The sequence below is a fragment of the Mesorhizobium sp. P2_E9 genome, assembly GCF_056403815.1.
Genome location: NZ_JBFUET010000010.1, coordinates 1 through 23368 on the forward strand (window position 1 = coordinate 1; position 23368 = coordinate 23368).

Annotated in this window: 25 protein-coding genes; 17 read left to right on the plus strand and 8 right to left on the minus strand. The window is 61.9% G+C overall.

All coding sequences use genetic code 11. From position 1 onward, the window contains the following. From AC1D05_RS19090 to AC1D05_RS19105, 4 genes are all read left to right on the plus strand, one after another. On the plus strand, positions 1-432 hold a 432-nt coding region (locus AC1D05_RS19090), incomplete at its 5' end, for an aminotransferase class I/II-fold pyridoxal phosphate-dependent enzyme (RefSeq protein WP_477442933.1). Between the two features lie 119 nt (positions 433-551). Further along, the gene (locus AC1D05_RS19095; protein WP_127280177.1) at positions 552-986 is read left to right on the plus strand and encodes a DUF2267 domain-containing protein; all 435 of its coding nucleotides are present in this window, start codon (positions 552-554) and stop codon (positions 984-986) included. Positions 987-989: 3 nt separating this feature from the next. After that, positions 990-1676: a phosphoribosyltransferase gene (locus AC1D05_RS19100; protein ID WP_477442935.1), complete on the plus strand. Its 687-nt coding sequence runs from the start codon at positions 990-992 to the stop codon at positions 1674-1676. A gap of 19 nt (positions 1677-1695) precedes the next feature. Further along, positions 1696-2142, plus strand: a complete 447-nt coding sequence (locus tag AC1D05_RS19105) for a pyridoxamine 5'-phosphate oxidase family protein (protein WP_477442937.1) — start codon at positions 1696-1698, stop codon at positions 2140-2142. A gap of 77 nt (positions 2143-2219) precedes the next feature. Here the strand turns inward: AC1D05_RS19105 and AC1D05_RS19110 are convergent, their stop codons facing one another. Then, positions 2220-3056: a universal stress protein gene (locus tag AC1D05_RS19110; RefSeq protein WP_477442939.1), complete on the minus strand. Its 837-nt coding sequence runs from the start codon at positions 3054-3056 to the stop codon at positions 2220-2222. Between the two features lie 175 nt (positions 3057-3231). Between AC1D05_RS19110 and AC1D05_RS19115 the strand changes: the two genes are divergently transcribed. Further along, positions 3232-3630, plus strand: coding sequence for a c-type cytochrome (locus AC1D05_RS19115; protein WP_477442941.1), 399 nt, complete (start codon positions 3232-3234; stop codon positions 3628-3630). A gap of 49 nt (positions 3631-3679) precedes the next feature. Continuing rightward, positions 3680-5233, plus strand: coding sequence for a bifunctional aminoglycoside phosphotransferase/ATP-binding protein (locus AC1D05_RS19120; protein WP_477442943.1), 1554 nt, complete (start codon positions 3680-3682; stop codon positions 5231-5233). 20 nt (positions 5234-5253) lie between these two features. Here AC1D05_RS19120 and AC1D05_RS19125 read toward each other — a convergent pair whose 3' ends face one another. After that, on the minus strand, positions 5254-7935 hold the full coding sequence (locus tag AC1D05_RS19125; RefSeq protein ID WP_477442945.1) for a bifunctional acetate--CoA ligase family protein/GNAT family N-acetyltransferase: 2682 nt from the start codon (positions 7933-7935) through the stop codon (positions 5254-5256). A 166-nt stretch (positions 7936-8101) separates the two neighbouring features. Here AC1D05_RS19125 and AC1D05_RS19130 point away from each other — a divergent pair, with 166 nt between their 5' ends. From AC1D05_RS19130 to AC1D05_RS19150, 5 genes are all read left to right on the plus strand, one after another. Then, entirely contained in the window at positions 8102-9955 is a 1854-nt protein-coding gene (locus AC1D05_RS19130; RefSeq protein ID WP_477442947.1) for a heavy metal translocating P-type ATPase, read from the plus strand. Between the two features lie 28 nt (positions 9956-9983). Beyond that, positions 9984-10433, plus strand: coding sequence for a thioredoxin TrxC (gene trxC, locus AC1D05_RS19135; RefSeq protein WP_477442949.1), 450 nt, complete (start codon positions 9984-9986; stop codon positions 10431-10433). Between the two features lie 13 nt (positions 10434-10446). Continuing rightward, the gene (locus tag AC1D05_RS19140) at positions 10447-11700 is read left to right on the plus strand and encodes an MgtC/SapB family protein (protein WP_477443336.1); all 1254 of its coding nucleotides are present in this window, start codon (positions 10447-10449) and stop codon (positions 11698-11700) included. Positions 11701-11785: 85 nt separating this feature from the next. Further along, a complete protein-coding gene (locus AC1D05_RS19145; RefSeq protein ID WP_477442951.1) occupies positions 11786-12172 on the plus strand; it encodes a hypothetical protein in 387 nt (128 codons plus the stop codon). A gap of 32 nt (positions 12173-12204) precedes the next feature. Further along, positions 12205-12795: an NAD(P)H-dependent oxidoreductase gene (locus AC1D05_RS19150; protein WP_477442953.1), complete on the plus strand. Its 591-nt coding sequence runs from the start codon at positions 12205-12207 to the stop codon at positions 12793-12795. 14 nt (positions 12796-12809) lie between these two features. Here the strand turns inward: AC1D05_RS19150 and AC1D05_RS19155 are convergent, their stop codons facing one another. Next, on the minus strand, positions 12810-13793 hold the full coding sequence (locus AC1D05_RS19155) for a zinc-dependent alcohol dehydrogenase family protein (protein WP_477442955.1): 984 nt from the start codon (positions 13791-13793) through the stop codon (positions 12810-12812). Between the two features lie 149 nt (positions 13794-13942). Then, positions 13943-14431, minus strand: a complete 489-nt coding sequence (locus tag AC1D05_RS19160) for a plastocyanin/azurin family copper-binding protein (protein ID WP_477442957.1) — start codon at positions 14429-14431, stop codon at positions 13943-13945. A gap of 258 nt (positions 14432-14689) precedes the next feature. Between AC1D05_RS19160 and AC1D05_RS19165 the strand changes: the two genes are divergently transcribed. The 6 genes from AC1D05_RS19165 (at position 14690) to arcC (ending at position 20487) form a co-directional block, all read left to right on the plus strand. Next, a complete protein-coding gene (locus AC1D05_RS19165) occupies positions 14690-14968 on the plus strand; it encodes a PepSY domain-containing protein (protein WP_056587822.1) in 279 nt (92 codons plus the stop codon). Then, on the plus strand, positions 14946-15542 hold the full coding sequence (locus AC1D05_RS19170; RefSeq protein ID WP_477442959.1) for a cytochrome b/b6 domain-containing protein: 597 nt from the start codon (positions 14946-14948) through the stop codon (positions 15540-15542). The genes AC1D05_RS19165 and AC1D05_RS19170 overlap by 23 nt, the downstream gene beginning before the upstream one ends. A 272-nt stretch (positions 15543-15814) precedes the next feature. Beyond that, on the plus strand, positions 15815-17281 hold the full coding sequence (gene arcD, locus AC1D05_RS19175; RefSeq protein ID WP_477442961.1) for an arginine-ornithine antiporter: 1467 nt from the start codon (positions 15815-15817) through the stop codon (positions 17279-17281). 14 nt (positions 17282-17295) lie between these two features. Further along, positions 17296-18510 (plus strand): arginine deiminase, encoded by a 1215-nt coding sequence (locus AC1D05_RS19180; protein ID WP_477442963.1) that lies wholly within the window; start codon positions 17296-17298, stop codon positions 18508-18510. 17 nt (positions 18511-18527) lie between these two features. Then, positions 18528-19529: an ornithine carbamoyltransferase gene (gene argF, locus AC1D05_RS19185; protein ID WP_477442965.1), complete on the plus strand. Its 1002-nt coding sequence runs from the start codon at positions 18528-18530 to the stop codon at positions 19527-19529. A 1-nt stretch (position 19530) separates the two neighbouring features. Further along, positions 19531-20487, plus strand: a complete 957-nt coding sequence (arcC, locus tag AC1D05_RS19190; RefSeq protein ID WP_477442967.1) for a carbamate kinase — start codon at positions 19531-19533, stop codon at positions 20485-20487. Between the two features lie 10 nt (positions 20488-20497). On the opposite strand, the gene AC1D05_RS19195 is transcribed toward arcC, so the two are convergent. The 4 genes from AC1D05_RS19195 to AC1D05_RS19210 form a co-directional block, all read right to left on the minus strand. Beyond that, on the minus strand, positions 20498-21904 hold the full coding sequence (locus AC1D05_RS19195; protein ID WP_477442969.1) for a protein kinase domain-containing protein: 1407 nt from the start codon (positions 21902-21904) through the stop codon (positions 20498-20500). Positions 21905-21917: 13 nt separating this feature from the next. Beyond that, positions 21918-22661, minus strand: coding sequence for a metallophosphoesterase family protein (locus AC1D05_RS19200; protein WP_477442971.1), 744 nt, complete (start codon positions 22659-22661; stop codon positions 21918-21920). A gap of 88 nt (positions 22662-22749) precedes the next feature. Then, positions 22750-22998: a hypothetical protein gene (locus tag AC1D05_RS19205; protein ID WP_477442973.1), complete on the minus strand. Its 249-nt coding sequence runs from the start codon at positions 22996-22998 to the stop codon at positions 22750-22752. A 125-nt stretch (positions 22999-23123) separates the two neighbouring features. Continuing rightward, entirely contained in the window at positions 23124-23285 is a 162-nt protein-coding gene (locus tag AC1D05_RS19210; RefSeq protein WP_477442975.1) for a hypothetical protein, read from the minus strand. Between the last annotated feature and the right edge of the window lie 83 nt (positions 23286-23368).

Consider the following 23368-nt stretch of genomic DNA (forward strand, 5'->3'; position numbering starts at 1 on the left):
CCGCCCGCAGCGGCCACCACCTCGATCCGCCATCTGAAGCGCTCGCAGGCCGAGCGCGACGCGCAGCAGCAGCAAGCGAGCCGGACCAAGCAGATCCTGTCGGCGGCCGGCCTGCCGGTGATGGAGTCGCCAACCCATATCGTGCCGCTGCTGGTCGGCGACCCCGAGCTCTGCAAGATGGCCAGCGATCGCCTGCTTGGCGTGCACGGCATCTACATCCAGCCGATCAACTACCCGACCGTGCCACGCGGCACGGAGCGGCTGCGCATCACGCCGACGCCGTTCCATTCGGACACGCTGATCGCGAGACTGCAGGACGCGCTGGTCGAGACATGGGATGCGCTCGGTATTCCCTACGGTTCCGCCGGCCGGCCCGCTGTCGCGAAGAGCGATCGGATCGTGCCCTTGCTGGTGCAGAAATCCGGCGGCTGAAAGCCGCCGCCTGCCCAAACGGCCTCCATCTCCTTTGCCTATGAGCAGTTTGATCCTGCTCAATGCTCAAAGCCCTTCGATGCCTGAGAATGGGGTTCAAATCTTCGAGGAGCATCGCCATGGGTCATATTTCTCACACGTCCTTCGCTGACTTCACGCACGCTGGCCAGCAGGCGCAACAGTGGGTCAAGGAGCTCGCCAAGGACCTCTGCTGGAGCGAGCCGAGCGCGTGCCGTCTCCTGAGGTCTGTCCTGCACACAGTGCGGGATTGGCTGTCGCCGGCGGAAATGGCCGACCTCTCGGCGCAACTGCCTGTTTTGGTCCGCGGCATCTATTTCGAAGGCTGGAATCCTGCGGTGCCTGCGCATGAGCGCACGAAGCGCGACTTTATTATCAGCGTCAGAAACAGTTTCGGCTATGATGAGGAGATCGACTTCGATGTCGCGATCAGTGCCGTGTTCAAGCTTCTCGACCGTCACATTTCGCATGGTGAGATCGTACAGGTGAGAAACTCGATGAAGAAGTCGCTGCGAAAACTGTGGCCGGTGGATTGACCGATGTTCCGCGACCGGGAAGAGGCTGGAGTGAAGCTTGGCCTGGAACTTAGCAGGCTTCAACTGCACCAGCCCATCGTGCTGGCATTGCCGCGTGGCGGCGTGCCCGTCGCAGTGGAAGTGGCCAGGGCCCTCAACGCTCCTCTTGACCTGCTTATCGTCCGCAAGGTCAGCGCCCCGGGCAATCCCGAGCTGGCTGTTGCCGCAATCGTCGACGGCGACCCTGGCGACGTCGTCTTGAACCGTGAGATTGTCGAAACCTATGCGCTCGACGAAAGCGAACTACGTGTCTTGATTGCAAATGAGCGGCCAGAACTCGAACGCCGGCGCGCTGCCTATCGCGGGAAGACCAAACCGATCTCGATTGCGGGAAAGACCGCGATCATCGTCGATGACGGGGCCGCGACCGGTACGACCATGAAAATCGCGATCCGCGCCCTTAAACGCCGGTCACCGAGGGAAATCATCGTGGCAGTGCCCGTTTCACCGCAAGAGACGGTCGCCGCGCTGGAGCAGGAAGCGGACCGTGTGGTCTGCCTTAGTCAGCCAGGACAGTTCCGGGCCTTGGGCCACCACTATCTGCGATTCCCGCAGCTCTCCGACAACGACGTTGTCTCCGCTATGGACGAGGCTGCCCAACTGTACAAAACTGGCCAGCGGCACGTCTCCGGCCTAGTTCAAAAGCCGTGAAGAACAGGAGATCGCACTGATGCAGATCCGCACGCTTTCTGCTTTGGAATGTACCAAATTGCTGACGGCCAATCGCGTTGGCCACCTGGCATGCGCGAAGGACGGGCAACCCTACATCGTGCCCTTCCACTACGCCCATTCGGACGCTCATCTTTACGCGTTTTCAATGCCGGGGAAAAAGATCGAATGGATGCGGGCCAATCCGCTGGTGTCCGTCCAGGTCGATGAACATGGCCAGGGGCGAGGATGGAGAAGCGTCGTTGCCGACGGCCGATACGAAGAACTGCCTGACCGGATCGGCCACAAGCTTGAGCGGGATCATGCCTGGTCGGTCTTGAGCAAGCACTCCGACTGGTGGGAACCCGGTGCACTCAAGCCCATCGTTCCTCCCACAGCCGACAGTGCACCGCACGTTTTCTTTCGGATCCTGATCGAGCAGGTGTCCGGACGGGAAGCGAGCGAGTAGTCGCCCCATCAAGTCTCGCGAGAAATGAAAAGGGCCGGCGCAATCTGCGCCGGCCCTTTTTTCCAACCGTTGAATTCCTATCGCGCCATCAAGACCGGCAGCAATTGACCCTCAAGCATCGACTTGGTGACCCCGCCGAAAATCCGCTCGCGCAAACGGGAATGACCATAGGCGCCCATGACTATCAGCTCGGCCGCAACGTCGCCGGCATGCTGGCGAAGGACGTCGGCAACCGAATGGTTCGCGCTTGGCAGCCGCTCGACCGTAACCCTGACGCCATGCCGGGCAAGATAGGCCGCGGCATCTGCACCCGGCTCCTCGCCATGATGGAATTCGTTTTCAATGGGATCGACGATGACAAGGCGCACATCTTCGGCGCCTTTCAGCATATCTAGCGACTCGCGGACGGCGCGCGATGACTCAAGACGGGCGTCCCATGCAACGAGGATGCGTTTCGGCGTCAGCGTCGGGTGCGAGCCCTCGGGGACGAGCAGAATGGGCTTTCCTGACGAAAACAGCGTGCCCTCGATGACTTTGTCCTTGAGCGTATGGCTTGCCAGCAGGTCCGGTCCGAGAATGGTCAGATCGGCGTAGCGGGCACGCCTTCCGATGACGTCGTCCGCCCATCCCATGTCGGGATAGTCGTCGCTCAGATCGGCCGATACGGCGGTCTGGGAGAGAAAGCCAGCGACGTCAGAAATTCTCTTCTCCAGCCTTTTCAGTTCGGCCTGGCGTTCCTCCAGCCATGCCGGTGAGACGACAGCGGCATACTCGCCGCCGGAGGGCGGTGCGGCCAGCTCGAGGACGAGCACGGAGAGATGGGCGCCGACCTGTTCGCACAGCGAGGCGGCTAGCTTTAGATCGCCTTCACCCTGGCTCGGCCCGGTAACCGTAAGCAATGTCCTGAAAGTCACGGCGGCAACTCCTGATTTCGATTGAAGGGTCAGTCGTGGTTTCAGTCATTAGCGAGGGCGGTCGGCGCGTTCATTGCGTTGAATCAAACACCGTGACTGCGGCAGCATTTGATCCGCATCAACGCACTGCCAAAGCAAGGCTTTAGATTTCAGCCGAACAATCGGGGAAACACACATGAGATTCCTGATCACAGTGGCTCTGGCAGGATTGGCCTTCAACGCGGCCGGCGCCCAGGAACTCGGCGACGGCAAGGCCGAATACATGAACTCATGCGCCGTCTGCCATGGTCCCGAAGGCAAGGGCGATGGCCCGTTGGGCGACGAGCTGTTGAAGCGGCCGAGCGACCTGACACGCCTCTCCAGGCGCAATGGCGGCGAATTCCCTTACTGGCGCGTTTATGCCGTGATCGACGGTCGCGCCATGGTGCCGGCGCATGGCGAGCGCGACATGCCAGTGTGGGGCAGCCAATTCCTGCCTGCCGACGTGAAGAAATATGGCCCGAACGCAGGCGAAATCGTCACCAGGGAACGCATCCATGAGTTGGCAGGTTATGTCCAGACATTGCAGCAATGAGCGCAGATCGCGGAAACGAATTTCGCAAGACACACTGGGTAGGCCGGCCATGATCGTCGACGACCAGCAAGCCGCTGCCGCGTTTCTGCTTGATCCTGCTACCCATGGCGCTATTGGGCCCGTCGAGGCGATCGAGACTCACATTTCACGTATTTTCCTTGTTGGCCAACGCGCCTACAAGATGAAGCGGGCGGTCAAGCTGCCTTATGTCGATTTCTCGACGCCGGCACTGAGGCTGGCCGCTTGTGAGAAAGAGATAGAACTCAACTCGAAAACCGCTCCCGGCCTCTATCTGAGGGTGCGTCGCATCACGCGGGAAGCCGACGACAAATTGGCTCTTGACGGCACCGGCCAAATGCTCGACGCGGCGATCGAGATGATCCGCTTCGACCAGTCGAAGCTTCTCGATCGAATGGCAACCGCGGGAGAATTGACGCCGGTGCTCATGACCGCCGTAGCACGGATGATCGTAGGATATCATCGCGCAGCTCCGGAGGTCCACAATGGCACTGGCTCGTTCAATTTGATGGGCGTGCTCGACATCAACGAGGCCGGCTTTGGCACCAGCCATGTTTTTACGAAACGGGAGATCGAGACCTTTGCCGGGGCCTTCCGCACCGCGCTTGCCCGGCATGCCGGATTGCTCGACCGCAGGGAGGCCGCGGGCAAGATCCGCCGGTGCCATGGCGATCTGCACCTGCGCAACATCTGCCTTTTCGATGGCGAGCCTCGCCTCTTCGATTGCATCGAATTCAATGACCAGATCGCCAGCATCGATGTTCTGTACGACCTTGCCTTCTTGTTGATGGACCTCTGGCATCGCGGCTTCCCCCAGCTCGCCAATCTCGTGATGAACCGCTATCTCGACGAGGCCGACGATGAAGACGGTTTCATCCTACTGCCGTTTTTCATGGCCGTGCGTGCTGCCGTTCGCGCCCATGTAACCGCAACGCAGGTCGAGGAAGGGAGCGCCGACAGCGACAAGCTGATTGCCGAGGCGAGATCCTATTTCGAACTGGCCCTGACATTTCTCCAGGGGACAGAACCGCGGCTCGTTGCCATCGGCGGCCTCAGTGGTTCCGGCAAGACGACCATTGCCGAGGCGCTCGCTGCCTATGTTGGAGCGCCGCCCGGCGCACGCATTGTCGAAAGCGACCGAATCCGCAAGGCGATGCACGGCGTGGCCGCCGAGACCAGGCTGCCGGACAAGGCCTATCGACCTGAGGTGTCCGAACGGGTCTACAACGAAATGGCATGGCGCGCCGGCCTGATCCTCTCCGAGGGGGGTTCGGTTGTCGCTGATGCGGTTTTCGACAGACCGGCCGATCGTGAGCGGATTGAAAAGGCAGCGCGCGACCGAGGTATCGCATTCTCCGGCTTCTGGCTGGAGGCGGATCCACTCATCCTTTGGCAGCGGGTCAATGAACGCAAGGGCGGCCCCTCGGACGCCACGGTCGATATCCTGTCGCGTCAATTGCAGAGCAATGCCAGCCAGGCCAGTTGGCGCCGGACCGACTCCGATCGACAGCTCGTCGACATCGTCGCCGAATTGAGAAGATGTTGCGCGCACGATGCTTCCGAGATCCTGCGCACAGCGTCCTGACTGGGTGCGTACGATCGATATCAACCGAGTTCGAACTTGGCCTCGACAAGGCCGGGCTCGTTCGGAAGATGCGTGATCGAGAAGCCAAACTCGCGGCACATGGCCAGCATCTTGCTGTTTTCGCTCAGCACGATGCCTTCGATGCAGCGTATGCCATCCGCTTTTGCATAGTCGACGATCTGGCTGAGCAATTCCCAACCCAGGCCATGCCCCTGCAAGTCCGTCCGCACCAGCAAAGCGTATTCTGCTCCGACGTGGTCGGGGTCGCAGGATAGCCGGCTGATGCCCGCCAGCGCGCCAGTGCTCGTGTCCAATGCGACGAAAGCCATGTTGCGGTCGTAGTCGAGCTGGGTAAGCCGCTTCAACATCTGGTCGGTGAAGCTTTTGCGCGGCGACAGGAAACGCAGGCGCAGATCATCGGGCGAAATCCTGGTGAGGAAATCCGGATAGAGCGCGATGTCGGCCGGCTTGATCGGCCGGATATGGTAACGCACGCCGTCGGCCGAAAACTCTTTTTCCCAACCCGACGGATAGGGCCTGATGGTAAGCGCCCGATTCGGACCCGGCTCCTCCACGCGTTCCGGCTCGATCTCGATACGGGCATCGAGCGCAATCACGCCGGCGGAATCGGCGAGCAACGGATTGATGTCCATTGAAACAAGGCACGGAAAGTCGACGATCATCTGTGACAGGCCGTTCAGCGCCGTGATGATCGCCTGCCGATCGGCCGGCTTGCGATCGCGGAATCCGGCCAGCAGGCGGCCGATCCGCGTTTGGTCGATCAAATCACCGGCAAGAACGTCGTCGAGCGGCGGCAATGCAATCGCTGTATCGTCCATCACCTCGACGGAGACGCCGCCGGCTCCAAACAGGATGGCCGGCCCGAAGATCGGATCCCGGCTCATGCCGAGGATGAGTTCCTGCGCCTGTTTCCGCACCACCATTGGCTGAATGGCATAGCCTTCAATGTCGGCTTGCGGTGCGTGTATGCACACGCGCGCCTCGATTGTGCGTGCGGCCTCTCCTGCGGCAGCTGCATCGGCAATGTTGAGCACCACACCGCCAATGTCCGACTTGTGCGAGATCGCCTTGGACAACAGTTTGACGGCGACCTGCTCGGACGTCTTGAGGAGCCGGCTGGCGGCCGCCTCCGCTTCGGCAGGAGATCTGGCTACGATCGTCTCGGGCACCGGGATGCCGTAGGCGGAAATTGCTGCCTTGGCTTCGGGCTCGGTCAGCATTCGCCGCCCTTCCCCCGCGACCTGCCTGAATATGGCGAGCACGGCTTCCCGGTGGCTCGTGATGTCCTCGCCGCGGCTCGACGGGGTGCGCATCAATGCCCGCTGGGCACGCGACCATTCGCTGAGGTAGGAGACCGCCGTTGCGGCATCCGCTGGCGTCTCGAAGCTGGCAATGCCTGCATCCTGAAGAACACGTCGCCCTTCGCGCGCCGTGTGTTCGCCAAGCCAGCAGGTCAGGACAGGTTTGCCGCCAATCTTGCCGTCCTGCGCGAGCGCCGCCGTCGCGCTCGCCGCGGCAAGCGGCGAGCCGAGCCCAGTCGGGCAGTTCATGACCAGGACGACGTCGGTCCCGGCATCGGCCGCGACGGCCTCGATAGCGGCTTGATAGCGCTCTGGCGGGGCGTCGCCGATAATGTCGACCGGATTGGCGCGGGACCATGTGCTCGGCAGGACGGCATCCAGGCGGGCGATTGTTTCCGGCGACAATTCGGCCAGTTCCCCGTTGCCTTCGACGAGTTGATCGACGGCAAGCACGCCGGCGCCGCCGCCATTGGTGACGATGCCGACGCGGGCTCGTTCTAGCGGAACGAAACGAGCGGTCGTTTCGACCGCATCGAACAACTCAGTGAGACCTTTGACACGCAGTATGCCTGCCCGCAGCAGCGCCGCATCGACAACACGGTCGGCCCCCGATAGCGCGCCGGTATGGGTCGCGGCCGCTTTGGCCGATTGCTCGTGCCGACCCGATTTTATCGCGATCACCGGCTTGATCCTCGCCGCCGCACGAGCGGCCGAGATGAACTTGCGCGGATTGGGAATGGTTTCGAGATACATGACGATGGCGCGGGTGTGCGCATCGCCCGCCAGCATGTCGAGACAATCTCCGACGTCGACATCCGCCATGTCGCCGAGCGAGACGATTTGGGAGAACCCGACATTGTTGTCGGCCGCCCAATCGATCAACGATGTGGCGATGGCGCCGGATTGGGACAGCAGCGCGATGTTGCCGGGCTTGGCGGCCATATGCGCAAATCCGGCATTGAGCTTCATCGGCGGGATCATCAGCCCGACCGTGTTCGGCCCGATGATGCGGAAGAGAGTGGGCTTGGCCGCATCGAGCATCGCCTGGCGCAGGCCGTTTTCGCGCGTCAGTCCGGCGGTGATCACGACCGCCGCCCGCGTGCCCTTTTCAGCAAGGTCGCGTACGATGCCGGGGACTGTCTCAGGCGGCGTGACGATGACGCCAAGGTCTGGGACGTCAGGCAGATCGGCCGCTTTGGCATAGCATTGCCGATCGGCGACCTCGGAGTATTTCGGGTTGACCGGCCAAATGTCGCCCTCGAAGCCACCGCTGACGATGTTGTCGAAAACGACACGGCCGACGGAGCCTTCGCGCACCGATGCACCGAAGACAGCAACGGACTTCGGGGCGAACACATGTTCGAGATTTCGGATCGTCACCCCTCATGCCTCCTGTTCGTAGCGATGATCGCCCGTCGATCCTGCCCGTTCGTTGCGTTGGATCAAAGCGTTCTCCGGTTCTCGCTATTAGCTGTTGCCCGAGTTCGACGCGCCCCGTCAGCGCTGGCGAAAATTGGCGAGCATCGATCAAATCGAAAGGCATCGCATGAACGAGTCCACCTTGCGACGCGCATTGCTGGCCATTGCCATACTGGGTCTCGCCGTTGGGATCGGAGTTTGGCGAACCGGGCTCGGCCCGCTTGAAGCCAACACGATCTGGACGGTGGCGACCTTACCCGTGGTGGTGGCTCTCGCCATCTCCATCCTGCGCGATTTCTGGATCGGGCGTTTCGGTGTCGATGCGATTGCGCTGGTGTCGATGTCCGCCGCGCTGCTGCTCGGCCAGCCCTTGGCGGCAGTGGTGGTCGCGATCATGTATGCAGGCGGCACCGCGCTCGAGGATTTCGCTCGTGGCCGCGCGGAACGGAACCTCAAGGCATTGACCGACCGATCGCCGCGTGTCGCCCATCGGACGTCAACGCGAGGGACAGAGACCATCTCTGTCGAAGACGTGGCTGTCGGTGATGAGCTGTTGGTTCGTGCCGGCGAACTGCTTCCCGTTGACGGCATCCTGCTCGATGCTTCGGCCTCTCTCGACGAGTCGGCGGTGAGCGGAGAACCCCTGCCGGAACGACGCAGCGCAGGGGATGTGCTGCGCAGCGGCACCGTCAACGCCGGCGAGACCTTCAACATGCGGGCTTCTGCTCTCTCGGAACAAAGCACTTATGCCGCGATCGTGCGCATGGTGGCTGCAGCGCAGACCGCTAAATCCCCGTTCATTCGCATGGCCGACCGCTTTGCCCTGTTCCTTCTGCCGGTCACTTTGCTGGTCGCTGGTACCGCGTGGTACATCTCCGGAGATCCAATCCGTGCGCTGGCCGTGCTGGTCGTCGCGACACCTTGCCCGCTCATCCTCGCCGCGCCCGTTGCCTTCATCGGTGGCGTATCGCGTGCCGCGCGTGCTGGCATCCTCATGAAAGGCAGCGCGGCTCTGGAGGCGCTTGCGCAAGTTCGGACCGCGATCTTCGACAAGACGGGAACCTTGACCATCGGCGGCGCCGAGCTCATCGAAATCGAAGCTGCACCCGGCCGTGACGCCAACCATCTGCTGCAGTTGTTGGCATCCCTGGAACAAGCCTCGCACCATGTACTCGCCGACTCGATCATCCGGGCGGCGCGCGGCAGGCAGTTGGTGCTTTCGCATCCGCGTGATGTCCGCGAGCATCGCGGTGCGGGCCTGAAGGCCCGGGTCGACAACATGGCGATCGTGGCGGGATCGCGAGCTCTCGTGCTCGCCGACAAGCCGCTGCCCGGCTGGGCGAAAAACGGCGAAGAAAAATACCGGGACGAGCCCGTACTCAGGGTATTTGTAGCACTCGGCGGACGGCTTGCCGGTGTCTTCACTTTCGGCGACGCCCTGCGTCTTGATGCGCATGATACACTCGGCAGACTGCGCTCTGCCGGCATAACGCGCATGGTCATGCTCACGGGCGACGACGGCGCCGCAGCCAAGCGCATCTCCGCCTTGCTCGACCTCGACGCTCTGGTCGCCGATGCGACGCCTGCCGAAAAAGTCGCGACGGTCACAGCCGAGAAAGCCTCGGCACCGACGATGATGGTCGGCGACGGCATCAACGATGCCCCAGCGCTTGCGGCTGCAACGGTCGGCGTCGCGATGGGCGCACGTGGTGCCACCGCTTCCTCCGAGGCGGCGGACGTCATCGTGCTGACCGACAGGCTGCAGCCGGTTGCCGATGCGGTGCGGATTGCACGGCGAACGCGATCGATCGCCTTGCAGAGCATCATCGCCGGGCTGGTGCTGTCCGGGCTGGCAATGATCGCAGCGGCCATGGGGCAGATCACGCCGGTTGCCGGAGCGCTGCTTCAGGAAGGGATCGACGTGGCGGTTATCCTCAACGCGTTGCGCACCCTTGGCGATGGGCATCTGTGGCGCGCATAGTGGTCGAGAACAAAATCGGTGAATGGCTATGGCACAGCAAGATCTGGTGGTTTGCAGCAAGTGCGGTGGGGTCAACCGCCTGCCGCCGGGCCGCAATGCCATGGAGGCGAAATGCGGAAAGTGCGGGAACCGGCTGTTTTCGGGGCATCCTGAAGATGTCGATGCCGCGATCTTCAATAATCAGATCGCGCGCAGCAGCCTGCCCGTTGTCGTCGACATCTGGGCACCGTGGTGTGGCCCCTGCAAGATGATGGCGCCGGCTTACGAAGCCGCGGCAAATGAACTTGAGCCGCATGTTCGCCTGATCAAACTCAATTCCGACAATGAGCAGGCCGTCGCGGCCAGGCTGGGCATTCGCAGCATCCCGACCATGATCCTCTTTCATGGCGGGCGCGAAATCGCGCGCACATCCGGCGCAATGACGGCAGGCCAGATTGTCAGGTGGGTGCGTGACCGTCTGCCAATGGTCGCCGCCTGAAGTCGTCGCGCCGATGGATCCGCTCATCGCCCGGCTTGGACTTGCCCTCGCAATAGGTCTTCTTGTCGGCTTGGAGCGTGGTTGGCAGGAGCGGGATGCGCCCGATCGCAGTCGCACCGCTGGCATCCGGACATTCGGCATATCCGGCCTGCTTGGTGGCGTGCTCGCGGCGCTGGCGAGTGCACTAGGCTCCGTATCGGTGCTGGTCGGCGGCTTCATCGCCTTTGCGGCAATCTTTGCCTGGTACAAGGCGCGCGAGGCTGCCCATGACGAGGATTTCAGTGTCACGAGCGTGATCGCGGGCCTGGGCGTTTTTGCCCTTGGCGCGCTTTCCGTCGCCGGCGATTATCGTGCTGCTGCTGCCGGTGGGGCGGCACTGGCGGCAATCCTGGCCAGCCGCGAGGTCCTGCACGGTCTTTTGAAGCGGCTGACCTGGGTCGAACTCCGGTCGGCGCTGATCCTGGCTGTGATGACGGCGATTGTTCTGCCCCTGCTGCCAAACCGGACTATGGACCCGTGGGGCGGTTTCAACCCTTGGGAAGTCTGGTTCCTGACGGTGCTGATGGCCTCGATTTCGTTCGCCGGCTATGTGAGTGTTCGCATTCTGGGAAATACGCGTGGTCTGCTGGTCAGCTCGCTCGCCGGTGCGATCGTCTCTTCCACCGCCGTGACCTTGGCGCTTGCCCGCAACGCCGCCTCGGCGAGCAATCCGCTACCGCTCGCCGGCGCGGCATCCCTGGCTGCAATGGTTTCGGTGCTCCGCGTCTGCGCCGTGGTTCTGATCATAGAGCCAGGCGTGTTTGCTTCGGTCGCTATCGCGGCGATGGCAGCCGCGCTCGCCTTCGCTGTCTGCGGCGCATTGCTGATGACTCGCGACAGCGGGAATGGAGAAGGCAGCGCTATTGCGCGCAATCCATTCGAGTTGGGTCCCCTGCTGCTGTTCGCACTGCTCTTCGCGGTTGTCGCCACCGCAAGCGCTGCATTGGCAGCCCAATTCGGCGGCCGCGGCTTGCTGGTTACTTCGGCGCTGGCAGGCACGTTCGATGTCGACGTCTCGGTGCTCAGTGCCTTGCGACTGGTCAAGCATTCGGTCCCTGTCGAGACTATCGGCCAGGCGGTGCTGGCGGCACTGGCGGCAAATGCGATCGGTCGCCTGTCATTGGCGGTATTTGCCGGGCCGATCGGGTTCTGGTTGCCGCTGGCCGGCGCAACCTTCGCCGCTGCGACCGCCGGCTACGGCGCCACGTTGTTGCTTGGTCCTGGGTAGAAGCGCGGCGATCGAGCCTTCCTTGATGCGGATCAAGGGCCAGTTCCCGCCACCGATCTATGAGACTCCGTGAAAGGAGTTCGCCATGACCAGTTTGAAGGACCTCACCCCGAAATTCCGCAATGTCCGGCTGCTGCTTGCGCGTGAAAAGGGCCACCCGGAAGGCGACCGCGAAGAAGGCTACGACGTGCTGGCTCCGTTGACCGGCGAAGGCAAGATCGATGCGGAAGAGTGGAAATCGCACAGGGCCTCTTGTCGCGTGCGCCGCTTTCGTACCGGCGAGGAGGATTTGATCGGCCGGCTGAGGCGCAAGCCCGGCGGACAGTGGTTCTTCGACTACGCCGACGGCGATCGCGACGACGAGATCGGCTTTCATCTCGGCGACGAACGGTTTGTGACCGGCGAATACGTGTCGATCGAGCGCAACGGCGCCATGCACACCTATCAGGTGGCGAGGGTGGAGCGGCCCTGACGAGAAAACGTCAGGCTCACTGGGAGTAGACCATGTCGCGACGCATCCTGATTGTGGTCGGCCATCCCGACCCGTCCCCGGACCGCCTCTGCCGCGGTCTCGCCAGGGCCTATGGCGAGGGCGCGGAGAAGGCGGGGCACGCCGTCCGCCGGGTCGATCTGGCGGCGATCGATTTTCCGATGCTGCGGACAATGCAGGAGTTCGAGCACGGTTCGATTCCCGATGAGCTGAAGGACGCAGCCGAAGCGATCGTCTGGGCGGAGCACATTGTCTTTGTCTTTCCGCTGTGGCTTGGGACCATGCCGGCCATGCTCAAGGCATTCCTGGAACAGGTCATGCGGCCGGGAACGGCCTTTGCCTATCCGGACAAGGGTACCGGCTTCACCAAGACATTGCTTCGCGGCCGCTCCGCGCGCGTTGTGGTGACGATGGGCATGCCTTCCGTTCTTTACCGGCTGTGGTTTCTTGGACACGGCATCGCCGGCATGAAGCGAAGCATCCTGCATTTTGTCGGCATCAACCCGGTGCGCGAGACCTTGTTCGGCATGGTCGCCGGCGCCAGCGATGCGACCCGCGCGAAGTGGATCCGACAAATGCGCGATCTGGGAGAACGGGCCAGATAATCCTCAACTGTCAATCACGGCACGAGAACGGCGGCGCCACTCAATCTGCCTTGCCTCAGATCGTCCAATGCCTGATTGGCCAGTTCCAGCGGATAGACCTTGGTGTGCGTGCGCGCCTGCGCGCGCTTGGCGATGGGAAAGAACTCTTCGGCGTCGCGGCGCGTCAGGTTTGCGATCGACACCAGTTCGCGCTCTTCCCAGAGCAATTCGTAGGCCATCGCCGGAATCTCACTCATGTGAATGCCGCCGCAAACCACCCGGCCACCCTTGCGGACGGCACCAAGCGCGATCGGCACCAGGTCGCCCACAGGAGCGAAGATGATCGCGGCATCGAGCTGCCTGGGCGGAAGTTGATCCGAACCGCCCGCCCAGGTTGCTCCGAGCGAGCGCGCGAAATCCTGTGCTTGCTCGTCACCGGGCCGGGTGACAGCGAAAATCTCACGGCCTTGCCAGATCGCGATCTGAGCGACGATATGCGCGGCGGCGCCGAAGCCGTAAATTCCGAGCCGCTTGCCGTCACCGGCCTTCTTCAGGCATCGCCAGCCGATCAGGCCGGCGCAGAGCAACGGCGCCAGCGATACGGGATCGGCATCCTGGTCCAGATCGAAGGCGAATTGCGCGTCGGCAATGACATGGCTGGCAAAGCCGCCATCGCGTGTGTAGCCCGTGAAATCTGGCTCATCGCAAAGATTTTCATGTCCTGTGGCGCAGTAGGGACAATGCCCGCAAGTGTGCCCAAGCCATGGCACACCGACTCTCCGCCCGATCCTGGAACGCGCCACGCCCTTGCCCACGGAATCGACGATGCCGACGATTTCGTGACCGGGAATCAGCGGCAATTTTGGATGACGCAGATCGCCATCAATGACATGCAGATCGGTCCGACAGACAGCGCATGCCTCGACCTTCAACCTGATCTCGCCCACCCCCGGTATGGGGTCGGATCTGTCGACCAGTTTCAAGGGAGTGCCGATGCTTTCGAGCACCATTGCTCTCATGACGCGCTCCATGTTGCCCCGGAAACAAACGAAGCGGATTACGATCCACTCCTCCGCTATAACGACATCAGGCGATGGGATGCGATCCCGCCAAGCTTTCGAAAACTGCGACACGTCACAGGCTTCTTAGCGCTGCCTTGTTCTGGGGTTTATGGATCGACGGTGAACTCGGCCCACATACCGGCTCCAAAGTGACCTGGCACGTTACAGATAAGCAGGTATTTTCCGGCCTTCAGTTCGACAGTCAACGTGCCCGATTTACCGGGATCAAGCTCCGAAACTTCGCCCTTGTCGCCGGCTTTGTCTTCGTCGACCCGGTTCTCGGCCTCAACGTAAGGAAGTGGCTTGCCGGGATCGGCAAGGTACATCACGATCATTTCGTGAACGGTGTCCTTGGAGTCATTCTTCACATTGAATGTGACCTCCCCGGCCTTCACCGCTGCGGGGGAAGCCTTCATGCCCATGGTGGCCTTGGAGAGATCGAGTCCTGGCGTTGCGTAAGTAAGACCCATCGGCATCTCCGTACTCGCGCCCTTGTCCCACAGCGAGATCTGAACAAGCTCAGCAGCGCCAGCATTGCCCGCCATCAGCATTGCGGCCGCAAGCCCGAGCGCCGCTCTCCTCGATATGCCTTTCATGGTGATCCTCTTTCAGGACGGCAGCAGAAGCGCTCTACATCCTGATGGTCATCCTGCTCGCTGCATTACCCGCCGTCCTTGCGCCAGATCAAACCGGCCGGCGCGAGCCCTATCTGCGGCCCCGACCCAACTGTCAGCCAGTTGTCAGGTTGAACGGGCTATTTCGACCAATGACGGTGAAATCGCCGTCTGACAGGACCTATCGAAATCCCACCCGCAGGCGCAACATCGACGCCCAACCTCCCGAATGGAGCCATCATGTATCGCACACTCGTCCTCGCCGCTCTCGCTGGCATGATTGCAGGACCGGCGCTCGCCGCCGGCGGCAGCTGCAGCACCGCCCCGAAATCACAGTTCAAGCCCAAGGCAACGCTCGAGGCGCAATTGACCGGCGAAGGTCTCACCGTCCGCCAGATCAAGGTCGAGAAGGGTTGTTACGAGGTCTATGCGGTCGACAAGGCCGGCAAGAAAGTGAATCTGGCCTACAATGCCGAGACCCTTGAAAAGCTCGACAATGCCGAAGCCGGCGAAAATTGATCCGAACGTTTCGATAGCCACGGACGCGCAGCCATCTCAAGAGATGGTGCGCGTCTGGGACCGGGTCGTGAGGAGTTTCCACTGGGCGCTTGTGCTCAGCTTCGTCACGGCCTGGCTCACCTCCCATTCCTCCGAGGACATTCACCATTGGGCCGGCTACACCGCTGCCGCGCTAGTCGCAATGCGGCTCTTGTGGGGCGTTCTGGGCACGCCCTATGCGCGGTTCTCTCAATTCGTGCGCGACCCGGCGACGGTGCTGCGCTATCTCTCGGCAATACTGAGCGGTCGCGAAGCCCGGTACATCGGCCACAACCCGGCCGGCGGCGCAATGGTGGTCGTGCTGATCGCGGCGATGGGGTCAACCGCACTGACCGGCTGGCTGATGACGACGGACGCTTATTTCGGCGTGTCGTGGGTCGAAACGGCGCACAGTCTGAGCGCGCACGGCTTACTTGTGCTGGTCCTTTTCCATATAGGCGGCATCGCGCTGGCAAGCTTTCGCCATCGCGAAAACCTGGTACGGGCCATGATCACGGGGCGAAAACGCAAAGCCGAGCCGGCGGACATCGCCTGACGACCTACCAATAGACCAAATCCGATTTGCGCCCTGGCCGATTTCGGGGGCGCAAGTCGGTCGCTCCTTGTTCAAAATGGCCCTGGAAGCGCGCAATGCGACATGGGCGGAGCGGACAAAATAAGAGCAGGCATTGGTGCGGCGACCCAGAAACCGGAACACCAACACCACTCGTTTTATTCAGCAACCGCTTATTGACCCGCATCAAAGCTGTCAGTCCTGTCTTCCTGTCTATTGCCTCCCATCAGAGCCTTCAAATTGGGGAGAGCATCATGACTACGGCTGATTTCAACATCCCGGTTCCGAAAGTCGTGACCGCGGTGCCAACGAAACTTCGATTGGGGTCCCTGACCGCATTGGTGATCGGCTCGATGGTCGGCTCCGGCGTGTTCAGCCTGCCGCAGAATATGGCGGCTGGTGCTGGTCCCCTCGCAATCCTGATTGGCTGGGCGATCACCGCGGTCGGCATGCTGGCGCTGGTTTTCGTCTATCAATCGCTTGCGACCCGCAAGCCCGAGCTCGATGCCGGGCCCTATGCCTACGCCAAGGCCGGCTTCGGCCCCTTCATCGGCTTCAACAGCGCCTGGGGCTACTGGATCAGCGCCTGGGTCGGCAACGTCTCCTACGCGGTGATCGTGTTCAGCGCCCTGTCCTATTTCTTTCCGGCTTTTGGCGATGGAAATACCTGGCAGGCGGTGCTCGGCGCATCGATCCTGCTCTGGCTGATCCATGTCCTGGTTCTCGCCGGCATCCGGCAGGCTGCCGTCGTGAACCTCATCGTCACGGTTGCAAAGATTGCTCCGATCGTCCTTTTCGTCGGGGTTGTTGCCGTCGCCTTCAAACTGCAGGTCTGGTCTCTCGACTTCACGGGTCTCGGCAACGCCAGTCTCGGTTCGATCACCGCGCAGGTGAAAAGCACCATGCTGGTGACGCTCTGGGTGTTCATCGGCATCGAGGGCGCCAGCGTCTTTTCCGGCCGTGCGGAGCGCCGCAAGGACATCGCCACGGCGACGGTTCTCGGCTTCTTCACCTGCCTCGCGCTCTATGCCCTGGTGTCGCTGCTGTCGCTCGGCATCCTGAGCCAGCCCGAACTTGCCGCATTGAAGAACCCTTCAATGGCCGGTGTGCTGGAGGCCGTTGTCGGCCCCTGGGGCGCCATCCTCATCAACATCGCGCTCGTGGTGTCGGTGGTCGGCGCCTTCCTGAGCTGGACGCTGCTTGCGGCCGAAATTCCGCATGCCGCCGCAAAGGACGGCACGATGCCCAAATTCTTCGGCCATGAAAGCGAGCGCGGCGTGCCGTCGATCTCGCTTCTGATCACCAATCTGCTCGTCCAGGCCTTCCTGGTGATCACGCTCTTCGCCCAAAGCACCTACCAAGCGCTGTTTTACATTGCGTCGGCCGCAATCCTGGTTCCTTACATCTTTTCCGGAGCCTACGCGGCCAAGCTCGCGTTGACCGGAGAGAGTTACGAGAGTGGCGAGCAGCGCGTCGGGCCGCTTTTTGCCGGGTTGCTGGCGACGGTCTATGGGCTGTGGCTCGTCTACGCGGCCGGGCCTGCCTACCTGTTCATGTGCGCGATCCTCTATGCGCCTGGCATCATCTTCTATATCTGGGCGCGCCGCGAAACCAATCAGCGCGTGTTCCATCCTGCCGAAGCGGCTCTCGCCGGAACCCTCATCGCTGTCGCCATCCTCGCCGTCTACGAGATGTGGACCGGCGCCGTCAGCGCGCTGTGAGAGGATTTGGTTCGATGACGAAGCTGGGTGTCCATTCGGAAGTCGGCCGTCTGCGCGAGGTGATGGTCCATCGTCCTGACCTCAGCCTGCGCAGGCTGACACCGGAAAACTGCAAGGCGCTGCTCTTCGATGACGTGCTGTGGGTCAAGCGAGCCCGCCAGGAACACGATGTCTTTGTCGATGCGTTGCGCGAACGCGGCGTGCTGGTGCATTCCTTCGGTGAGCTCCTGGCTGAGACAATGAGCCTGGCCAAGGCCCGCGACTGGCTTCTCGACCGCCGGGTCCACCCCGGCGTCGTCGGGCTCGACATGGTCGACGAGATGCGTCGATGGCTCAACGAGATGCCGGCGGAGCAATTGTCGTCTTACCTTGTCGGCGGTATTGCCCGGGCCGAGCTTCCGTTCGAACCCAGGGGTCTGACCGGAAGGACGCTCGCGCCCCAGGATTTCGTGCTGCCGCCGCTGCCAAACCAGCTGTTCACCCGCGACAGCTCCTGCTGGATCTACGGCTCAGTCTCGGTCAATCCCATGTACTGGCCCGCGCGGCGCCCGGAAGCGGCCAATGTCGAAGCCGTTTATCGCTTCCATCCCCGCTTTCGCGACAGCGGCATACCTTTCGTGTCGCCGGACCTGGGAACAGGCACCAGCCTGGAAGGCGGCGATGTCATGCCGATCGGGGGTGGAACGGTTCTCGTCGGCATGGGCGAGCGCACTACGCCGCAAGCGGTAGGCGACCTCGCGCGCAACCTGTTTGCGGCCGGTGAGGCGACGCGCGTGATTGCCGCCTTGATGCCCCGCGACCGCAGTTTCATGCATCTCGACACCGTCTTCACCTTCTGCGATCGCGACCTCGTCACCTTGTATCCGCCCGTGGTCGACCGGTTGCGCACTTTCTCGCTGCGGCCGGGCGACGGAGAGGTGTCGGTCGAGGTCACCGATGAGGCAAAACCGTTCACGGCCGTGGTTGCTGAAGCCCTTGGACTGAAATCGCTGCGCATCATCACCACCGGCGGCGACCGATACGAGGCCGAGCGCGAACAATGGGATGACGGCAACAACGTTGTTGCGGTCGAACCCGGCGTGGTCATCGGCTACGACCGCAACGTCTACACCAACACGCTGCTGCGCCGCGCCGGGATTGAAGTCATCACGGTCGAAGGCGCCGAACTCAGCCGCGGTCGCGGCGGCGGGCACTGCATGACTTGTCCGATTGTCCGCGACCCGATCTGACACGAAAGGAATTTTCCATGTCGATCAATCTTCACGGCCGCTCCGTCCTGACCCTGGACGATCTCACGGCCGACGAGATCCGCTTTCTTTTGAAGCTGGCGGCCGATCTCAAGGCGGCCAAGCTCGCCGGGCACGAGATCCCGCGTCTTGTCAGAAAGAACATTGCGCTGATCTTCGAGAAGGATTCGACGCGCACACGCACGGGGTTCGAGGTGGCAGCCTATGACCAGGGAGCTCACGTCACCTATTTCGGCCCCAGTGGCAGCCATATCGGCCATAAGGAATCCATGAAGGACACCGCCCGCGTGCTCGGCCGCATGTATGACGCGATCGAGTATCGCGGCTTTGGCCAGCACCAGGCCGAGTTGCTGGCCGCGCATGCCGGCGTGCCGGTCTACAATGGTCTTACCGACGAGGCGCATCCGACGCAGATCCTCGCCGATTTCATGACCATGCGAGAATTCACGCACAAGCACCTTTCGGATATGACCGTCACCTTCGTCGGTGAGGGTCGGGACAATGTCGCGCTGTCGCTGGCACTTGGAGCAGCCAAGGTCGGCATCGACATGCGCATCGCTTCACCGAAGGAACTCTGGCCGAACGAGGAGTTCTGCGCCCATATTCGCGACCTGGCGGAGCGCAGCGGCGGCCGCTTCCGCCTCGACGAGGATGTGGCGGGCTGCGTCCAGGATGCTGATTTCATTTACACCGATGTCTGGATGTCGATGGGCGAGGACAAATCCGGCTGGACCGAACGTATCCGCCTTTTGACGCCCTACCGGGTCACGAGCGAAGTGATGGCTGCCGCCGGCAACCCCCACGTCAAATTCATGCATTGCCTGCCGGCATTCCACGACACCGATACAGAGATCGGCGCCTTCGTTGCGAAGGAATACGGCATCGACTGCATGGAGGTCACCGACGAGGTGTTCGAGTCGGCTGCGTCCATCGTCTTCGACCAGGCCGAAAACCGGATGCACACGATCAAAGCCCTTCTCGTCGCCACGATCGGCAACTGAGATGCTCATCGTCGTTGCGTTGGGCGGAAACGCACTGCTGCGCCGTGGAGAACCGATGACGGCCGGGAACCAGCGCGCCAACATCGTGCGTGCCGCGGCTGTATTGGCGAATCTGGTCAACGCAGGGCACTCGATTGTAGTCACTCACGGCAACGGTCCGCAGGTGGGACTTCTAGCGTTGCAGGCAGCGACAACTTCGGATGGACGCACATTTCCACTCGACGTGCTTGGCGCCGAGAGCGCCGGCATGATCGGCTACGTGATCGAGCAGGAACTCGGCAACCTCCTCAAAGAGAGGCTTTTCGCGACCCTGCTGACACAGGTGAAGGTGGATCCGCAAGATCCGGCTTTCGCTCACCCGACAAAGCCGATCGGCCCCGTCTACGATGAGGCAACAGCACGCAGACTTGCCAGCGAGCGCGGCTGGCAGATCGCGCCTGACGGTGACAAATGGCGCCGCGTCGTGCCCTCGCCCAAGCCGCTCGTGATCCTGGAAGCTTCGGTGATCTCCTTTCTGGTCGAGCGCGGCGTAATTGTCATCTGCACCGGCGGCGGCGGGGTTCCGGTGATTGCCCGTGACGACGGCAGTCTTTGCGGCGTGGAGGCCGTCATCGACAAGGATCTGGCAAGCTCGCTTCTTGCTCGCCAGTTGAAAGCCGACATGCTGCTCATGTTGACGGATGTCGACGCTGTCTATGTCGACTATGGAACAGCAGCTCCTCGGGCGCTTCGGCGCGTGACCCCCAAGGAGCTATCGGGCCAGAATTTTCCGGCCGGCTCCATGGGGCCGAAGGTCAGTGCTGCAATCGAGTTCACTGAAGCAACGGGTAAACCTACCGCAATCGGCAAGCTCGATGACGCCGTCGAAATTGTCAGGGGGGAACGCGGTACCTGGGTCGACGCGGGCGCTCCTGAGGCCCGATGCGCCGATCCGAGTCAAACGCCCCCTGGATCCTGATCGAAACGCATCAAAGCGGTCGCCCCTGTTCCTCGACTGTCTTCAATCGGACCACCGAAACCGAGCAAAGAGCCTGTGCGACCACTTTGGTCGAGACGCTGCCGAGGTGGCGGCGGATTGCCGAAGATGCCCGGGCTCCAACGACGATGTGGCCGACATCATTGTGCTCGGCATAGTCGAGGATCGCATCGGCAGGGCTGACCGCTTCAAGCACATGATAACTGATGCGGTCCTCCGGCAGATGAAGTGGATGGGCCCAATCCTTCAGCGCCACGAGCCGTTTCAAATAGACCGGGCGCCCGGATTCGTCGACCGCGGGCGTCTCGCCTATGATCTCGGTCCTCAGGACCGTCACGCAGGCCAGCCAGGAATCCTCGCGCGAGGCAAGCACGCGGGCGGTTTCGTTGAGAACCTCGCCTGCCAGCGCATCGCTGCCATTGGCCAGATCGACTGCGGCGAGAACAATTGACGGTCCAGCCTGCGTCCTTGACAAAGTCGGCTTGCCGACAAGCGATCTGTCATCCGTCTTGCGAAACAGCTTCATGATCGCGGCCCATGCCCCCTCGGTCGGGGGCTTACGCCTGGCAACCACCACCTGGTCGGGGTTCCTCAGGTCTGAGAGAACGTGTGCCGCCTCGGCATATCGTCGAGACCTGTCCACTTCCATGCATTTCAGGATTATGGCTTCCAGCCATCGAGGAATGGCATCGTTGATATCTCTCGGCGGCCTTGGCGCGTGATAGAGCCTGCGCTTCATCCCCGCGAAGGTCGCCGGCCGCCCGAACGGCTCTTCGCCCGTAGCCAGCTGATAGAGGATGCAACCCAATGCGAACAAGTCACTTGCAGGATCGGACCGCTCTCCGAGCACCTGTTCCGGGGAGATATAGGCGGCCGTGCCCATCGGCACCGAGCTTTCCGCGCCGAGAAGATCGGGCAGCTCTGCATGCCGGGCAAGCCCGAAATCGAGGAGAACGGCCCCGCGCTCGGCGAGAATGACATTCTCGGGTTTGAGATCGAGATGGACGACCTTCTGCCGGTGCAGGGAAGCAAGTGCCGTCGCGATCTCGGCGCCGATCCTTGCCACCTCGTCCACGGACAGTGGCGCGTTGCTGGCGATATCCGCCAGACCGGTGCCAGCCACGAACTCCATGGCGATAAAGGGAATCTGCGACAAGCTGCCGGCTCCCGCAAAACGCGGCACATGCGGGCCCGTCAGGCGTTTCAGGATCAGCTCCTCCGCCTCAAAACCGAGAATGACGGAAACATCCCCGCCCGGGTCGAGAAACGGTATCTTCAGCACAAGCGGGAAATCATGCAATGGGTTGGTCGCCCGCCAGAGTGAGGCCATGCCGCCGGCGGGCAGCTTTTCGACCAGCTCGAAACCATCGATGACTGTCCCTGCCTCAAACCGTTGCATAGAATACCTCTTCTCAGCGGCCGATCTTCAAACGCATGCCTAGCCACCCGGGCAGACCGGCGGCCCGGATCTTGCGGCCCGTTTCTTCGTGATCATAGGGAACACGAACCATCGTGGCCTCTTGCCGCTGCGTGTCGACAAGAACAAAGCACGCTGCCGGGTTGCCGTCGCGTGGTTGACCAACAGCACCGGCGATCACCACGTGCCGCCTCATCTGCGACAGGGGTGCAGCCACATTGTCGTGCGGCTGAAAATGCATCGGCCGGCGACCGGGCAGCGCGTAGTAGATGGCGGGAATGTGGGTGTGGCCGCAGAAAACGAAGCGGGCGTCGCTTGCCGAGAGGCAGCGTTCCGCTGCATCCACGTCGCGTATATAGGGCCACTTTCCCGGTCGCTCCGCACTGGCGTGCACATACAGACGATCGCCGGATTGCAGCGATAGCGGCAATCGCGCGAGAAAATCGACATGCGCCGACGCGATGCGTTTGCGAGTCCACTGGACGGCGAAACGCGCATTCTCTGTCATGTTGCTCAGGCTCAGCGCCACTGCTTCGTCGTGGTTGCCCAGGATGCAAAGCGCGCCGTCAGCCACCAGGTCGGCGGCCTTCTCAATCACATAGATGGGATCAGGACCGTAGCCGACCAGATCGCCGAGCAAGACCAACTCGTCTGGACTACCGCGTTCGTGAACAGCTTCCAGGACCGCGTCGAACGCCTCGCGATTGGCATGAATGTCGGAAAGGATCGCGATGCGCATTCAACCTTTGTCCCAGAGAATGGCAAAACATGGCAAGGCGCGTGCCGCAATTGATTTGGTTCGGCCGCGTCGCGATCATAGGGGACGGCTAAAGCAACCTGCCGTCTCTTTGGGGTGGCGCAACATGGCTGAGTGACGCCGACTCTGCTTCGGCGGCTGCCGTCGCGCCTTTGGAAACCAGGCGCATGACAAAGACGAAGTATCCGACCTGCAGAACGACCAAGTCGATAATCGCCCAGCCCAGTGCTGTCCAGGCCGAGCCCGTTACCACGTAGGTCCACGCCGCGACGATGGTCGAGGTGACAAACATTCCCACTAGAAACTGCGGAAGATACATCGTCGCGCATCAACCGCCCCGGAACCTGACATGAGTTCGGAACGGCTCCCCATTGTTCTCCAAAGCTAGAGGATCATAGGCATCCGGATTGGCTTTTGGCTTGACGTGGATCAACAGGGCGGGCGTCAGTCGACGGGTTTCTGTTTGATTGTTGCAAATCTGGCCAGTTCTTCGGCCAAAAGCTTTTTGAGCGTGGCGCGGCGTTCAGGGTCCGTTTCGGATATGAGCTTGCGCCTGAAATGCTTGATGTTTTCGTGGTGTATATAGTCGCGATAGGGATCCTGCATGACCGTATCCCTCCGTCAGGGAGACGTATTAACGACGGTAGGCGTCTATTCGGTCCAAGGCTAGCGCAATCGCTTGTTGAGGG

What these genes read in the sequence shown, in the direction of transcription:
- arcC (WP_477442967.1), top strand. Translation starts at nt 19,531, where the DNA reads ATGCTCATCGTCGTTGCGTTGGGCGGAAACGCACTGCTGCGCCGTGGA.
- AC1D05_RS19155 (WP_477442955.1), bottom strand. Translation starts at nt 13,793, where the DNA reads ATGAGAGCAATGGTGCTCGAAAGCATCGGCACTCCCTTGAAACTGGTC.
- AC1D05_RS19100 (WP_477442935.1), top strand. Translation starts at nt 990, where the DNA reads ATGTTCCGCGACCGGGAAGAGGCTGGAGTGAAGCTTGGCCTGGAACTT.
- arcD (WP_477442961.1), top strand. Translation starts at nt 15,815, where the DNA reads ATGACTACGGCTGATTTCAACATCCCGGTTCCGAAAGTCGTGACCGCG.
- AC1D05_RS19145 (WP_477442951.1), top strand. Translation starts at nt 11,786, where the DNA reads ATGACCAGTTTGAAGGACCTCACCCCGAAATTCCGCAATGTCCGGCTG.
- AC1D05_RS19120 (WP_477442943.1), top strand. Translation starts at nt 3,680, where the DNA reads ATGATCGTCGACGACCAGCAAGCCGCTGCCGCGTTTCTGCTTGATCCT.
- AC1D05_RS19160 (WP_477442957.1), bottom strand. Translation starts at nt 14,431, where the DNA reads ATGAAAGGCATATCGAGGAGAGCGGCGCTCGGGCTTGCGGCCGCAATG.
- AC1D05_RS19150 (WP_477442953.1), top strand. Translation starts at nt 12,205, where the DNA reads ATGTCGCGACGCATCCTGATTGTGGTCGGCCATCCCGACCCGTCCCCG.
- AC1D05_RS19210 (WP_477442975.1), bottom strand. Translation starts at nt 23,285, where the DNA reads ATGCAGGATCCCTATCGCGACTATATACACCACGAAAACATCAAGCAT.
- AC1D05_RS19105 (WP_477442937.1), top strand. Translation starts at nt 1,696, where the DNA reads ATGCAGATCCGCACGCTTTCTGCTTTGGAATGTACCAAATTGCTGACG.
- AC1D05_RS19130 (WP_477442947.1), top strand. Translation starts at nt 8,102, where the DNA reads ATGAACGAGTCCACCTTGCGACGCGCATTGCTGGCCATTGCCATACTG.
- AC1D05_RS19170 (WP_477442959.1), top strand. Translation starts at nt 14,946, where the DNA reads ATGCCGAAGCCGGCGAAAATTGATCCGAACGTTTCGATAGCCACGGAC.
- AC1D05_RS19140 (WP_477443336.1), top strand. Translation starts at nt 10,447, where the DNA reads ATGGATCCGCTCATCGCCCGGCTTGGACTTGCCCTCGCAATAGGTCTT.
- AC1D05_RS19115 (WP_477442941.1), top strand. Translation starts at nt 3,232, where the DNA reads ATGAGATTCCTGATCACAGTGGCTCTGGCAGGATTGGCCTTCAACGCG.
- AC1D05_RS19200 (WP_477442971.1), bottom strand. Translation starts at nt 22,661, where the DNA reads ATGCGCATCGCGATCCTTTCCGACATTCATGCCAATCGCGAGGCGTTC.
- AC1D05_RS19195 (WP_477442969.1), bottom strand. Translation starts at nt 21,904, where the DNA reads ATGCAACGGTTTGAGGCAGGGACAGTCATCGATGGTTTCGAGCTGGTC.
- AC1D05_RS19180 (WP_477442963.1), top strand. Translation starts at nt 17,296, where the DNA reads ATGACGAAGCTGGGTGTCCATTCGGAAGTCGGCCGTCTGCGCGAGGTG.
- AC1D05_RS19095 (WP_127280177.1), top strand. Translation starts at nt 552, where the DNA reads ATGGGTCATATTTCTCACACGTCCTTCGCTGACTTCACGCACGCTGGC.
- argF (WP_477442965.1), top strand. Translation starts at nt 18,528, where the DNA reads ATGTCGATCAATCTTCACGGCCGCTCCGTCCTGACCCTGGACGATCTC.
- AC1D05_RS19205 (WP_477442973.1), bottom strand. Translation starts at nt 22,998, where the DNA reads ATGTATCTTCCGCAGTTTCTAGTGGGAATGTTTGTCACCTCGACCATC.
- trxC (WP_477442949.1), top strand. Translation starts at nt 9,984, where the DNA reads ATGGCACAGCAAGATCTGGTGGTTTGCAGCAAGTGCGGTGGGGTCAAC.
- AC1D05_RS19165 (WP_056587822.1), top strand. Translation starts at nt 14,690, where the DNA reads ATGTATCGCACACTCGTCCTCGCCGCTCTCGCTGGCATGATTGCAGGA.